Annotated in this window: 10 protein-coding genes; 3 read left to right on the forward strand and 7 right to left on the reverse strand. The window is 61.0% G+C overall.

Features of this window, described 5'->3' with window-relative positions; all coding sequences use genetic code 11:
- The first annotated feature begins 101 nt into the window (after positions 1-101).
- From xseA to leuA, 3 genes are all read left to right on the forward strand, one after another.
- Positions 102-1481: an exodeoxyribonuclease VII large subunit gene (gene xseA / locus ACVHNU_RS19390; protein WP_103484068.1), complete on the forward strand. Its 1380-nt coding sequence runs from the start codon at positions 102-104 to the stop codon at positions 1479-1481.
- A gap of 3 nt (positions 1482-1484) precedes the next feature.
- The gene (locus tag ACVHNU_RS19395; protein WP_473018116.1) at positions 1485-2309 is read left to right on the forward strand and encodes a peptidoglycan DD-metalloendopeptidase family protein; all 825 of its coding nucleotides are present in this window, start codon (positions 1485-1487) and stop codon (positions 2307-2309) included.
- Between the two features lie 477 nt (positions 2310-2786).
- On the forward strand, positions 2787-4466 hold the full coding sequence (gene leuA / locus ACVHNU_RS19400) for a 2-isopropylmalate synthase (RefSeq protein ID WP_003227879.1): 1680 nt from the start codon (positions 2787-2789) through the stop codon (positions 4464-4466).
- Between the two features lie 167 nt (positions 4467-4633).
- Here leuA and ACVHNU_RS19405 read toward each other — a convergent pair whose 3' ends face one another.
- The 7 genes from ACVHNU_RS19405 to ispG form a co-directional block, all read right to left on the reverse strand.
- On the reverse strand, positions 4634-5425 hold the full coding sequence (locus ACVHNU_RS19405; RefSeq protein ID WP_103520540.1) for an amidohydrolase: 792 nt from the start codon (positions 5423-5425) through the stop codon (positions 4634-4636).
- Positions 5413-6561, reverse strand: coding sequence for a pyridoxal phosphate-dependent aminotransferase (locus ACVHNU_RS19410; RefSeq protein WP_103484066.1), 1149 nt, complete (start codon positions 6559-6561; stop codon positions 5413-5415). The genes ACVHNU_RS19405 and ACVHNU_RS19410 overlap by 13 nt, the downstream gene beginning before the upstream one ends.
- A 250-nt stretch (positions 6562-6811) precedes the next feature.
- On the reverse strand, positions 6812-8284 hold the full coding sequence (gene der / locus ACVHNU_RS19415) for a ribosome biogenesis GTPase Der (RefSeq protein ID WP_003227884.1): 1473 nt from the start codon (positions 8282-8284) through the stop codon (positions 6812-6814).
- Between the two features lie 212 nt (positions 8285-8496).
- Positions 8497-9648, reverse strand: coding sequence for an outer membrane protein assembly factor BamB (gene bamB / locus ACVHNU_RS19420; protein WP_045122617.1), 1152 nt, complete (start codon positions 9646-9648; stop codon positions 8497-8499).
- Positions 9641-10282, reverse strand: a complete 642-nt coding sequence (locus ACVHNU_RS19425; RefSeq protein WP_003227886.1) for a tetratricopeptide repeat protein — start codon at positions 10280-10282, stop codon at positions 9641-9643. The genes bamB and ACVHNU_RS19425 overlap by 8 nt, the downstream gene beginning before the upstream one ends.
- 41 nt (positions 10283-10323) lie before the next feature.
- Complete coding sequence (gene hisS / locus ACVHNU_RS19430) at positions 10324-11613, reverse strand: histidine--tRNA ligase (protein ID WP_003227887.1); 1290 nt, start codon at positions 11611-11613, stop codon at positions 10324-10326.
- A 36-nt stretch (positions 11614-11649) separates the two neighbouring features.
- Positions 11650-12759 (reverse strand): flavodoxin-dependent (E)-4-hydroxy-3-methylbut-2-enyl-diphosphate synthase, encoded by a 1110-nt coding sequence (ispG, locus tag ACVHNU_RS19435; RefSeq protein ID WP_003227888.1) that lies wholly within the window; start codon positions 12757-12759, stop codon positions 11650-11652.
- Between the last annotated feature and the right edge of the window lie 3 nt (positions 12760-12762).

Below are 12762 nucleotides of genomic sequence, written 5' to 3' on the forward strand. Positions count from 1 at the left end.
GATCTCAAAAAAACCAGATCAAAAGATCGCAGCCTCGTTTCACTCGACAGCTCCTACAGGGATCGTGCAATGACGGCGACAATGCCTTTAAACTGCGCCCCATGATTAAAGATCCCTTTGCAAGACTTGGCCTGGACCGTGAAGTCCTGACCGTCAGCCAGCTCAACGGCCGCGCGCGGGTGTTGCTCGAAGACGTGTTCAGCAACATCTGGGTCGAAGGCGAAATCTCCAACCTCGCCCGTCCGGCGTCCGGCCACGTGTATTTCACCCTCAAGGACAGCGGTGCGCAGGTGCGTTGCGCGCTGTTTCGCAATAATGCGGCACGGGTGCGTCAGGCGCTGAAGGACGGCTTGGCCGTGAAAGTGCGCGGCAAGGTCTCACTGTTCGAAGGGCGCGGCGACTATCAGCTGATTCTCGACACCGTGGAGCCGGCCGGTGACGGCGCGCTGCGCCTGGCCTTCGATGCGCTGAAAGAAAAACTCAGCGCCGAAGGCCTGTTCAGTGCCGAACGCAAAGTGCCGCTGCCGGCGCATCCGCAACGCATCGGCATCATCAGTTCGCCAACCGGCGCGGTGATTCGCGACATCATCAGCGTGTTCCGCCGCCGGGCGCCGCAGGTGCAACTGACGCTGATTCCGACCGCTGTGCAGGGGCGCGAAGCCACTGCGCAAATCGTCCGCGCGCTGAAACTGGCCGACGCCCGTGGTTTCGACGCGCTGATCCTCGCCCGTGGCGGTGGTTCGCTGGAAGACCTCTGGTGCTTCAACGAAGAAGCCGTGGCCCGCGCGGTCGATGCCTGCGTGACGCCGATCGTCAGCGCGGTCGGGCATGAAACCGATGTGTCGATCAGTGACTTCGTGGCTGACGTGCGCGCACCAACGCCCTCCGCTGCCGCCGAATTGCTGGCCCCGGATTCGAGTCACCTGATCCGTCAGGTCGAAAGCCTGCACCGACGTCTAGTGATGCGCATGCGCGACCGTTTGATGCGCGATCGCCTGCGCCTCGAAGGCATGGCCCGCCGTCTGCGTCACCCCGGCGAACGCCTGCGTCAGCAAGCGCAACGCCTGGATGACCTGGACATGCGCCTGCGCCGGGCGTTCGAACGCCAGCTCAATACCCGCCGCGAACGCCTGATCCGTCTGGAAACCCGCCTCGCCGGGCAACACCCGGGACGCCAACTGGCGATGCTGCGCCAGCGCCTCGACAGCCTCGCCGAACGTCTGCCGCGTGCCATGCGCGAAGGCCTGAAAAGCCGTCGCCTGCAACTGCACAGCCAGATGCAGACGCTGCATGTGGTCAGTCCGCTGGCGACGCTTGGCCGCGGTTACAGCATTCTGCTGGATGAACGCGGTCAGGCCATCCGTAACGCCGCGCAGACCCACAACGGGCAGCGCCTGAAGGCCAAACTCGGCGAAGGCGAACTGCAAGTGCGCGTCGAGGACAACCACCTGACGCCTGTCACCCTCTCTTTACTGGACTGATCCATGCCGCGTTTTTTCGCTCCGTTATTGTTGCTGTGCCTGACCACCTTCAATGCCCACGCCGACAGCTACATCACCCGTCTGCTGAACAAACCGGTGCCGGGCGGCGTGGCCGTGGTTGATCTGGGCAGCGCCACTCAGGCGCCTAAAGCCACCTATCAGGGCAAACCGGTGCTGGTGGTGAAAGAACAGAACAACTGGCTGGCGATTGTCGGTGTGCCGCTGACGGTCAAACCCGGCAGTCAGCAGATCAGCAGCGGCGGACGTAATCTGCCGTTCACCGTCGGCAACAAGAAATACCCGGAACAGCACATCACCCTGAAGAACACTCAGCAGGTCAATCCGAACCCGGCCAACCTCAAGCGCATCGAGGGCGAACTGGCCGAGCAGATCAAGGCTTATCGCAGCTTCAGCCCGAACACCCCGAGCAACCTGCTGCTGGACAAACCGGTCAAGGGGCCGCTGTCGAGCAAGTTCGGTGTGCGCCGCTTCTTCAATGGCGAAGAACGCAACCCACACGCCGGCCTCGACTTTGCGGTGCCGGCCGGTACGCCGATCAAGACCCCGGCGGCGGGCAAGGTGATTCTCACCGGCAATTACTTCTTCAACGGCAACACAGTGTTTGTCGATCACGGCCAGGGCTTTATCAGCATGTTCTGCCACATGTCGAAAATCGACGTTAAGGTCGGTGATCAACTGGCCCGTGGCGCGGTGGTGGGCAAGGTCGGTTCGACCGGCCGGGCCACCGGGCCGCACATGCACTGGAACATCAGCCTGAACGATGCGCGGGTGGATCCGGCGATTTTCATTGGTGCATTCCAGCCCTGACTTTGTGTTGAGGCCACTGGCCTCTTCGCGGGCAAGCCCGCTCCCACAGGTTTCTCGGGTGTACATAATATTCGTGTACGACACGGACACTGTGGGAGCGGGCTTGCTCGCGAAGGCGGCCCATCAACTACCGTAAATCCTGCTGAAACCCCACCAGTTTCAATTGCGCCCCAATCAAACCCCGCGCAAACATCAACACGATCATTCGCCTGAAGCACAATAAAATCGCGCTAATCCCCGCTTTTCGAGTATTCCTCTCAATTTTTTTCGACTGCTTGCCATCCTCTCCCCTCGCGGTTAGGGTTGAGGACATGAAAACCTCTCACACCCTTATTCAGCTTCGCCAGCACCGCAGTCTGTGCCTCGTCAGCGCACGACTGCCGGGCTGAATCGCTGCGCCTCGTCCCAAGCTGTTTCCGAACATTCGTTCCACCGGCAGGCCGCCTCTTTTCGGCCCAGACAATAAGGATTTTCCCGATGAGCATGCTCAAAGACCCGTCTTCGAAATACCGCGCGTTCCCCGTCATCAATCTGCCGGATCGCACCTGGCCGTCGAAAACCATCGACGCCGCGCCGATCTGGTGCAGCTCCGACCTGCGTGACGGTAACCAGTCGCTGATCGAGCCGATGGACGCGGTGAAGAAGCTGCGCTTCTGGAAAACCCTCGTGCAAGTCGGCGTGAAAGAAATCGAAGCCTCGTTCCCGGCCGCTTCGCAAACCGACTTCGACTTCGTGCGTACCCTGATCGAAGAAGGCCACATCCCGGACGACACCACCATTCAGGTGCTGACCCAGGGCCGTGAAGACTTGATCGAGCGCACTTTCGAATCCCTGCGCGGGGCGAAGAAAGCCATCGTTCACCTGTACAACGCCACCTCGCCTTCCTTCCGTCGCATTGTCTTCAACCAGGACAAGGACGGCATCAAGGCCATCGCGGTCAACGCCGCCAAGCTGTTCGTCAAGTACGCGGCGATGCAGCCGGACACCGAGTGGACCTTCGAATACTCCCCGGAAACTTTCAGCGCCACCGAGCTGGAATTCGCCAAGGAAGTCTGTGACGCAGTGATCGAGGTCTGGAACCCGACGCCTGAGCACAAGATGATCCTCAACCTGCCGGCCACCGTTGAATGCGCGACGCCGAACGTCTACGCCGACCAGATCGAGTGGTTCGGCCGCAACATCAATCGTCGTGACAGCGTGATCATCAGCCTGCACACCCACAACGACCGTGGCACCGGCGTCGCCGCCACCGAGCTGGGCCTGATGGCTGGCGCGGATCGCGTCGAAGGCTGCCTGTTCGGCAACGGCGAGCGTACCGGTAACGTTGACCTCGTCACTGTGGCCCTGAACATGTACACCCAGGGCGTCGACCCTGAACTGGACTTCTCCGACATCGACGGCGTGCGCAAAGTCGTCGAAGAGTGCAACCAGATCCAGGTGCACCCGCGCCACCCGTACGTCGGCGATCTGGTACACACCGCATTCTCCGGCTCGCACCAGGACGCGATCCGCAAGGGCTTCGCCCAGCAGAAACCGGACACCCTGTGGGAAGTGCCGTACCTGCCGATCGACCCGGCCGACATCGGCCGCAGCTACGAGGCGGTGATTCGTGTGAACAGCCAGTCGGGCAAGGGCGGTATCGCCTACTTGCTGGAGCAGGAATACGGCATCAGCCTGCCGCGTCGCATGCAGATCGAGTTCAGCCAGGTCGTGCAGCGTGAGACCGATCGCCTCGGCCTGGAAATGACTGCCAAGCAGATTCACTCGCTGTTAATCAGCGAATACCTGCAAGCCAATACCCCGTACGCGCTGGTCAGCCATCGTCTGCAGGAAGAAAACGGCAACAGTGCCGTCGAAGTGGAAGTGGCGAGCCAGGGTCAGGGCGAAACCAACCTGCACTGGCGCGGCAAGGGCAACGGCGCGCTGGAAGCCCTGGTGGCCGGTCTGCCGATTCCGGTGGAAATCATGGACTACAACGAACACGCGATCGGCGCGGGCACCAACGCCAAGGCAGCGGCTTACATCGAGCTGCGTGTGAATGGCGAACGTGCAGTGCACGGCGTGGGTATCGATGAAAACATCACCACCGCCAGCTTCAAGGCGCTGTTCAGTGCGCTGAACCGCTCCCTGAGCCAGCCGGAAGCGAAAGCGGCTTAAGCCTTCGCTGACATGCCAAAAGGCCCCGGAGTGTGAACTCCGGGGCCTTTTTTATGCCTGCTGGTTTTGTGTTGTCTGATCGGGCCTCTTCGCGAGCAAGCCCGCTCCCACAGGGTATTGCGTTCTACCTGTGGGAGCGGGCTTGCTCGCGAAAGCGGTCGCGAATATCAAGTGAGTTCGAAGGTATCCGCGTCCAGATTGGCCGGAAAGCGCTCGCGATACGCCGCCAGTGGCGCGGCTTCCAGTACAACCTTGAACACGCCGTCCGCCTCCCCCGCCGCCAGCAACGTTTCACCCTGAAAATCCAGCACCTGACTGTCGCCGGTATAGGCGAAGCCCTTGCCGTCGGTGCCAATGCGATTCACTGCCGCCACATAGCACAGGTTTTCAATCGCCCGCGCCGGCAACAAGCGGTTCCAGTGCAAACGCCGTGCGCCCGGCCAGTTGGCGGTGTACAGCAGCAGATCGGTGTCGTGCGCGTCGCGACTCCACACCGGGAACCGAAGGTCGTAGCAAATCAGCGGCCGGATGCGCCAACCCTTGAGTTCGAACTGCACCTGGCGCTCGCCTGGCGTGTAGTGATGGTGTTCGCCAGCCATGCGAAACAGGTGGCGCTTGTCGTAATGCCAGACTTCGCCGTCCGGGCGCGCCCACAGCAGGCGGTTGCGATGGCTACCGTCCGCCGCCTGAATGATCACGCTGCCGGTGATCACCGCATTGAGCTTCGCGGCCTGCGCCTTCATCCATTTGCTGGTCGGGCCATGCTCGGCTTCGGCGAGGGTTTCCGATTCCATGGAGAAGCCGGTGGTGAACATCTCCGGCAGGATGATCAGGTCGGCGCCGCGGGCCTGCTCCAGCAGCACGTCGAAGTGCTCGAGGTTGGCCTGACGGTCGTGCCAGGCCAGGCTGGTCTGGATCAGCGCCAGGTGAAGATCGGGCAATGCACTCAGATCACGCATAGTTTTGCCGCTGCCTCGCGCAGCGTCTCCTCGCGTTTGGCGAAGCACAGGCGCACCAGGCGCTGGCCTTCGGGTGGATTCTGGTAGAACACCGACACCGGAATGCTCGCCACGCCATGTTCGCGGGTCATCCAGATCGCCATGTCGACGTCATTCAGGTCAGGGCGAATCTGCGAGTAGTCGACCAACTGGAAATACGTGCCGGTGACGCGGGTGAAGGTAAAGCGCGACGGCGCCAGCAAATCGCAGAACAGGTCGCGCTTGGCCTGATAGAAACCCGGCAGCTCTTCAACGTGCTCCGGGTGTTCGGCCATGTAATCGGCCAGGGCGTACTGCAGCGGCGTGACCCCGCAGAAACTGACGTACTGGTGCACCTTGCGCAGCTCGGCGGTCAGCGCCGGTGGCGCCACCACGTAGCCGGTTTTCCAGCCGGTGACGTGATAGGTCTTGCCGAATGAGCTGACCACGAAGGCGCGCTGATACAGCTCTTCGTGGGCCAGAACGCTGACATGCGGCACGCCGTCGAACACCAGGTGCTCATAGACTTCGTCGCTGATGAGGTAGATGTCCCGACCCCGGATCAACTCCGCCAGTTGATCCAGTTCGGCACGGCTGATCAGTGCACCGCTCGGGTTGTGCGGGGTGTTGATGACGATCATTTTCGTGCGCGGGCTGAGTGCCGCGGCGAGCTGGTCGAAATCGATGGAGAAATCGTTCGGGTTCAGTTGCACATGCACGCAACGGCCGCCCGCCAACTGCGTCGCCGGCTCATAGCTGTCGTAGCACGGGTCGAACACGATGACTTCGTCGCCGCTGTGGATAACCGCCTGAATCGCACAGAAGATCGCCTGGGTCGCACCTGGTGTCACGGTCACTTCGCTATCGGCATCGACTTTCACGCCATAGCTGCGCGCGATCTTCGCCGCGATCTGCTCGCGCAGCGCCGGCAGACCGGTCATCGGTGAATACTGGTTATGGCCGCTGGCGATATGCCGACCGACCGCGTCACGCAGGGATTGTGGGCCGTCGAAATCAGGAAAACCCTGGGACAGGTTGATCGCTCCGGTCTGCGCCGCGAGCTGAGACATCTGCGTGAAAATAGTGATGCCGACATTCGGCAGCTTACTGGTGATCATCGAGGGGTTCCCTGCTCTACACCCGGCTCTGACGGCGGCGCGGGAGAGCCCGAGAATAGCCCATCCGGCGCCCATAAAAAAAGGGCGCCCAACCGGGCACCCTTCTTTATCGCCGAACCCTGCAGGAGCTGCCGCAGGCTGCGATCTTTTGATCCTGCCTTCAAAGCAAAGTCAAAAGATCGCAGGCTTCGCCAGCTCCTACAGAAGCGGTTGAGCATTCCCACGCAATTGTGGGAACAATCAACCTTGATCACTTCTTGTCGCGGCGCTTCTTGCTGGCTTTCTTGTTGTGCGACATCAAGCGACGCTTCTTGTTGACCTGGCGGTCGGTCAGCGTGTTCTTGTTGCCTTCGTACGGGTTCTCGCCGCCCTTGAACTCGATGCGGATCGGCGTACCGACCAGCTTCAGCACACGGCGGTAAGTGTTCTCCAGATAGCGCACATACGACTTCGGCACTTTCTCGATCTGGTTACCGTGAATCACGATGATCGGCGGGTTCGCGCCACCCAGGTGAGCGTAACGCAGCTTGATCCGGCGGCTGTTGACCATCGGCGGCTGGTGCTCGCTGACCGCGTCTTCGAGAATCTGCGTCAGGCGGCTGGTCGGCCAGCGGGTCACCGCCGACTTGAACGAGTTCTGCACCGAGGCGTAGAGGTTGCCCACGCCCGTGCCGTGCAGCGCCGAGATGAAGTGGATATCGGCGAAGTCGACGAAGAACAGACGACGTTGCAGCTCGACCTTCACATAGTCGCGCTCGCTCGGGGTCATGCCGTCCCATTTGTTGATCGCGATCACCAGCGCACGGCCGGCTTCGAGGGCAAAGCCCAGCAGGTTGAGGTCGTGATCGACCACACCTTCGCGGGCGTCCATAACGAAGATCACCACGTTGGCGTCTTTGATCGCCTGCAGGGTTTTGACCACGGAGAATTTTTCGACTTCTTCGTGGATCTTGCCGCGCTTGCGCACACCGGCGGTGTCGATCAGCGTGTACTTCTCGTCGTTACGCTCGAACGGGATGTAGATACTGTCGCGGGTGGTGCCGGGCTGGTCATAAACGATCACCCGGTCTTCACCGAGCATGCGGTTGACCAGGGTCGACTTGCCGACGTTCGGACGGCCGATGATGGCGATCTTGATCCCGTCTTTTTCGCTCGGGCCAGGAATGCGCTTGGCTTCCTCGCCTTCGGCGACGATCTCTTCCTCTTCGCCTTCCTGCGGCTCGTCTTCGTCACGCGGGAAATCGCTCAGTGCCGCTTCCAGCAGTTGAGTGATACCACGACCGTGAGCACCGGCGATCGGGATCGCGTGGCCCATGCCCAACGGGGCGAATTCGGCGCGGGCCATTTCCGGGTCGATGTTGTCGACCTTGTTGGCGACCACGTGGGAACGCTTGTTACGCTTGCGCAAGTGTTCGGCGATCATCTGGTCGGCGGCGGTGAAACCGGCCTTGGCATCTACCAGGAACAGCACAACATCCGCTTCTTCAATGGCCAGCAGCGACTGCTCGGCCATTTTTTCGTCCATACCGTGTTCGTCACCGGAGATACCGCCGGTGTCGATCAGAATGTAGGAACGCCCTTGCCACTTGGCCTCACCGTACTGGCGATCACGGGTCAGACCGGACAAGTCGCCGACGATGGCGTCACGAGTCCTGGTCAGGCGGTTGAACAAGGTGGATTTGCCGACGTTCGGTCGGCCCACCAGGGCGATTACGGGAACCATGCGGCTCTCCACTTCGTTATTTCAGAAAATACAAAAGCCGCTGCGAGGCAGCGGCTGGTGCTCGGGGCAACACTGTGGGAGCGGGCTTGCTCGCGAAAGACCGTAGCAGCACCGCGTTTAATCAGGCTGTACGCGTCTTCGTTGACGCCCTTCGCGAGCAAGCCCGCTCCCACAAATGAAGCTGCCTGGGGCGTTAACCCCAAGCATAGTTGTTACTTGATGGTCAGGGCTTCCAGTTTGCCGCTGTTGCCATACACATAGATCGTGTTGCCCACCACCAGCGGACGGGCACGCAGGCCGTCACTGTCGATACGCTCACGACCCACAAAACGACCGTCCACCTGGCTCAACAGGTGCAGGTAACCTTCCAGGTCACCGACGGCTACGTAGCTGGAGAATACTTCCGGCGCCGACAACTGACGGCGAGCCAGCGAGTCGTTGCTCCACAGTGCAGTGGTCGAACGCTCGTCAACGCCTTCAACGGTGCCCGAAGACAGACTCACGTAGACGTTGCCGAAACCTTGAGCGACACCGGCATAGCTCGATGCATCGCGCTGCCAGAGTTGGCGACCGCTCTGCAGATCAAGTGCTGCAACGCGACCCTGGTAGCTGGCAACGTACAGCGTTTCGCCGGACAGCAGCAGGCCGCCGTCGATGTCGACCACGCGCTCCAGTTCCGAACGACCGGTTGGAATCGCGACCCGTTGTTCCCAGACCGGCACACCGTTGGAAATGTCCAGGGCGACCACTTTACCGGTCGACAGGCCAGCCACCGCGAGGCGGTTGGTCACGACCGGTGCGCTGGTGCCGCGCAGGGTCAGTACCGCTGGGGTGCTGTCGTAAATCCAGCGACGGTTGCCGGTGGCGGCATCCAGGCCGATCAGACGATCGTCCTGAGTCTGTACCACCACGACGTCACCGTTGTTGGCCGGCGGCGCGAGGACTTCGCTGGAAACCCGGGCGCGCCACTTCTCTTCGCCATTGATGGCGTCGAGCGCAACGATTTCACCCTTGAGGGTACCGATCGTGACCAGACCGTAACCCACGCCCACGGCGCCGGAAACAGGCAGTTCAAGCTCTTTTTTCCACTTCACGTCGCCGTTGTTGCGATCCATGGCCATCACGATGCCGTTCACGTCGGCCGCGTAGATGGTGTCACCGTCGATCGCCGGTACCAACATGTTGTAGGTTTCGCCCTGACCGTCACCGATCGAACGACTCCACTGCTTCTGCAGAACGACTTCTTCTTTGAAGGAGGTCAGTTCGGCCGGTGGCAGTTCTTTTTTGCTGTTGCTGCTGCAACCCGCGGCCAGAATGGCCAGAGCCAGCAATGCTGCATGCTTCCAACGGATCACGTCACGCATCCCCTTTGGCCAGGTCGTCGAGCTTGATTTGAAGGCCACCGACTGCCGCTTCATCCGACAGTGCCGCCTTGGCTTTTTGATACGCGGTGTTCGCTTCGTCAGTACGACCCAACTGAACCAGCAAGTCGCCCTTGAGTTCTTCGCGAGTGGCCAGGAACGCCTTGTCAGCATCACCGTCGAGCAGCTTCAGGGCTTCATCGGCCTTGTTCTGCGCACCCAGCACCTGCGCCAGACGCTGACGGGCGATTTCGCCCAGCGCCGGGTTGGCCGGTTTGGCAACGATGGCTTTGAGTTCGGTCGCGGCGTCGTCCAGCTTGCCGCTGTCGACCGCTACTTTCGCCACGAACAGGCTGCCGTACTGCGCGTACGCGGTGCCGCCGAATTCGCTGTTGAGCTTGCCGGCCAGATCCGCAACGCGGGCAGCGTCAGGCTTGCCATCCGGGGTCAGCGTGGTTTCCAGCAATTGCTGATAGAGCACCGAGGCGCCTTGCGACTGGTTGCTCTGATACTTGTGATAAGCCTGCCAGCCGAACACGATGACCAGCGCCAACAGGCCACCGGTGACCAGAGGTTTGCCGTTGCGTGTCCACCAGTCCTTCAAATCCGCCAACTGTTCGTCTTCGGTACTCGACACCCCAATACTCCTTAATCGCTAAATCGGCTGTTTAGACAGCTTCAACCCTGCACGACGCAGGTGGCCAGGTGAGCGGCGAGCGCATCCCAGGCAATGCTTTGTTGTTCGCCCTGGCCACGCAGGGGTTTGAAACCTACCACTTGCTGGGCCATTTCGTCGTCACCGAGGATCAGTGCATACAGTGCACCGCTCTTGTCGGCTTTCTTGAACTGGCTTTTGAAGCTGCCGGCGCCGGCATTGACTTGCAGACGCAGGTTTGGAAGCTGGTCACGTACACGCTCGGCCAGGGCCAGACCGGCCAGTTCGGCCTGCTCACCAAAGGCGCAGAGGTAGACGTCGACCTGACGGGAGATTTCTTCCGGGATCTGCTCCAGGGTTTCGAGCATCAACACCAGACGCTCGATGCCCATGGCGAAACCGACGCCTGCGGTCGGCTTGCCGCCCATCTGCTCGACCAGACCGTCGTAACGACCGCCCGCGCAGACAGTGCCCTGGGCGCCGAGCTTGTCGGTGACCCATTCGAATACGGTTTTGCTGTAGTAATCGAGGCCGCGCACCAGTTTCGGGTTGAGCACGTACGGGATGCCAACCGCGTCCAGACGCGCCTTCAGACCTTCGAAGTGCGCACGGGATTCGTCGTCCAGGTAGTCGGCCATCTTCGGCGCATCGACCAGTACGGCTTGAGTGTCGGCATTTTTGGTGTCGAGCACGCGCAGCGGGTTGGTTTTCAGGCGACGCTGGCTGTCTTCGTCGAGCTTGTCGTGGTGCGCCGAGAGGTACTCGACCAGCGCTTCACGATAGCGACCACGGGACTCGCTGGTGCCCAGGCTGTTGAGTTCGAGCTTGACCGCATCACGGATACCCAGCTCACCCCACAGGCGCCAGGTCATGATGATCAGTTCGGCGTCGATGTCCGGACCGTCGAGGTTGAACACCTCCAGACCGATCTGGTGGAACTGGCGATAACGACCTTTCTGCGGACGCTCGTGGCGAAACATCGGGCCGATGTACCAGAGTTTCTGCACCTGGCCACCGCCGGTGATGCCGTGCTCGAGCACTGCACGCACGCACGCCGCGGTGCCTTCCGGACGCAGGGTCAGGGAGTCGCCGTTGCGATCTTCGAAGGTGTACATCTCTTTTTCGACGATGTCGGTCACTTCACCGATCGAGCGCTTGAACAGCTCGGTGAATTCGACGATCGGCATGCGGATCTGCTTGTAACCGTAGTTATCCAGCAGACGCGCGACAGTACCCTCGAAATAACGCCACAGCGGGGTCTGTTCGGGCAGGATGTCGTTCATGCCACGAATGGCTTGCAGAGACTTGCTCACTATAAATCCTTAAATTCGTTCGGCTTTCAGTCAGGCTCAGCCGCGCGCGATGACCGCTGCGTCAGCTTCGACCTTTTCGGCCGCTTTCTGGCGGATCAGCTTTTCCAGCTCGTCCACCAGATTGTCATTCGTCAGTTTCTGCGACGGCTTGCCGTCGATGTAAATCAGGTTTGGCGTGCCGCCGGTCAAGCCGATATGGGCTTCCTTGGCTTCGCCGGGGCCGTTGACCACGCAACCGATCACCGCGACATCCAGCGGCACCAGCAGGTCTTCAAGGCGCCCTTCCAGCTCATTCATGGTCTTGACCACATCGAAGTTCTGCCGCGAGCAGCTCGGGCAGGCGATGAAGTTGATGCCACGGGAACGCAGATGCAAAGACTTGAGAATGTCGTACCCGACCTTCACTTCCTCGACCGGATCGGCCGCCAGCGAGATGCGGATAGTATCGCCAATCCCCTCGGCGAGCAGCATACCTAGGCCCACGGCGGATTTCACTGTGCCCGAACGCAAACCACCGGCTTCGGTGATGCCCAGATGCAGCGGCTGGACGATTTCCTTCGCCAGCAGACGGTAGGCTTCAACGGCCATGAACACGTCGGAAGCTTTCACGCTGACCTTGAAGTCCTGGAAATTCAGGCGTTCGAGGTGCTCGACGTGCCGCAGCGCGGACTCGACCAGCGCAGCCGGGGTCGGCTCGCCGTATTTCTTCTGCAGGTCTTTTTCCAGGGAACCGGCGTTGACGCCGATACGGATCGGAATCCCGCGATCACGGGCGGCATCGACCACGGCACGCACACGGTCTTCACGACCGATGTTGCCCGGGTTGATGCGCAGGCAGTCCACACCCAGTTCGGCCACGCGCAAGGCGATCTTGTAGTCGAAGTGGATGTCGGCAACCAGCGGCACCTTGACCAGTTGTTTGATCTTGCCGAACGCCTCGGCGGCGTCCATGTCCGGTACCGAAACGCGGACGATGTCGACGCCGGCGGCTTCCAGACGATTGATCTGCGCGACGGTGGCAGCCACATCATTGGTGTCGCTGTTGGTCATGCTCTGCACAGCGATAGGCGCATCGCCGCCAACAGGCACGTTACCGACCCAGATCTTGCGCGAAACGCGACGTTTGATTGGAGATTCGCCGTGCATGAC

The organism is Pseudomonas sp. Ors-4-3C, from assembly GCF_055755035.1.

Bases quoted from the DNA above. Each gene is read 5' to 3' on its own strand.
- xseA (WP_103484068.1), top strand. From the start codon at position 102: ATGATTAAAGATCCCTTTGCAAGACTTGGCCTGGACCGTGAAGTCCTG.
- ACVHNU_RS19395 (WP_473018116.1), top strand. From the start codon at position 1,485: ATGCCGCGTTTTTTCGCTCCGTTATTGTTGCTGTGCCTGACCACCTTC.
- leuA (WP_003227879.1), top strand. From the start codon at position 2,787: ATGAGCATGCTCAAAGACCCGTCTTCGAAATACCGCGCGTTCCCCGTC.
- ACVHNU_RS19405 (WP_103520540.1), bottom strand. From the start codon at position 5,425: ATGCGTGATCTGAGTGCATTGCCCGATCTTCACCTGGCGCTGATCCAG.
- ACVHNU_RS19410 (WP_103484066.1), bottom strand. From the start codon at position 6,561: ATGATCACCAGTAAGCTGCCGAATGTCGGCATCACTATTTTCACGCAG.
- der (WP_003227884.1), bottom strand. From the start codon at position 8,284: ATGGTTCCCGTAATCGCCCTGGTGGGCCGACCGAACGTCGGCAAATCC.
- bamB (WP_045122617.1), bottom strand. From the start codon at position 9,648: ATGCGTGACGTGATCCGTTGGAAGCATGCAGCATTGCTGGCTCTGGCC.
- ispG (WP_003227888.1), bottom strand. From the start codon at position 12,759: ATGCACGGCGAATCTCCAATCAAACGTCGCGTTTCGCGCAAGATCTGG.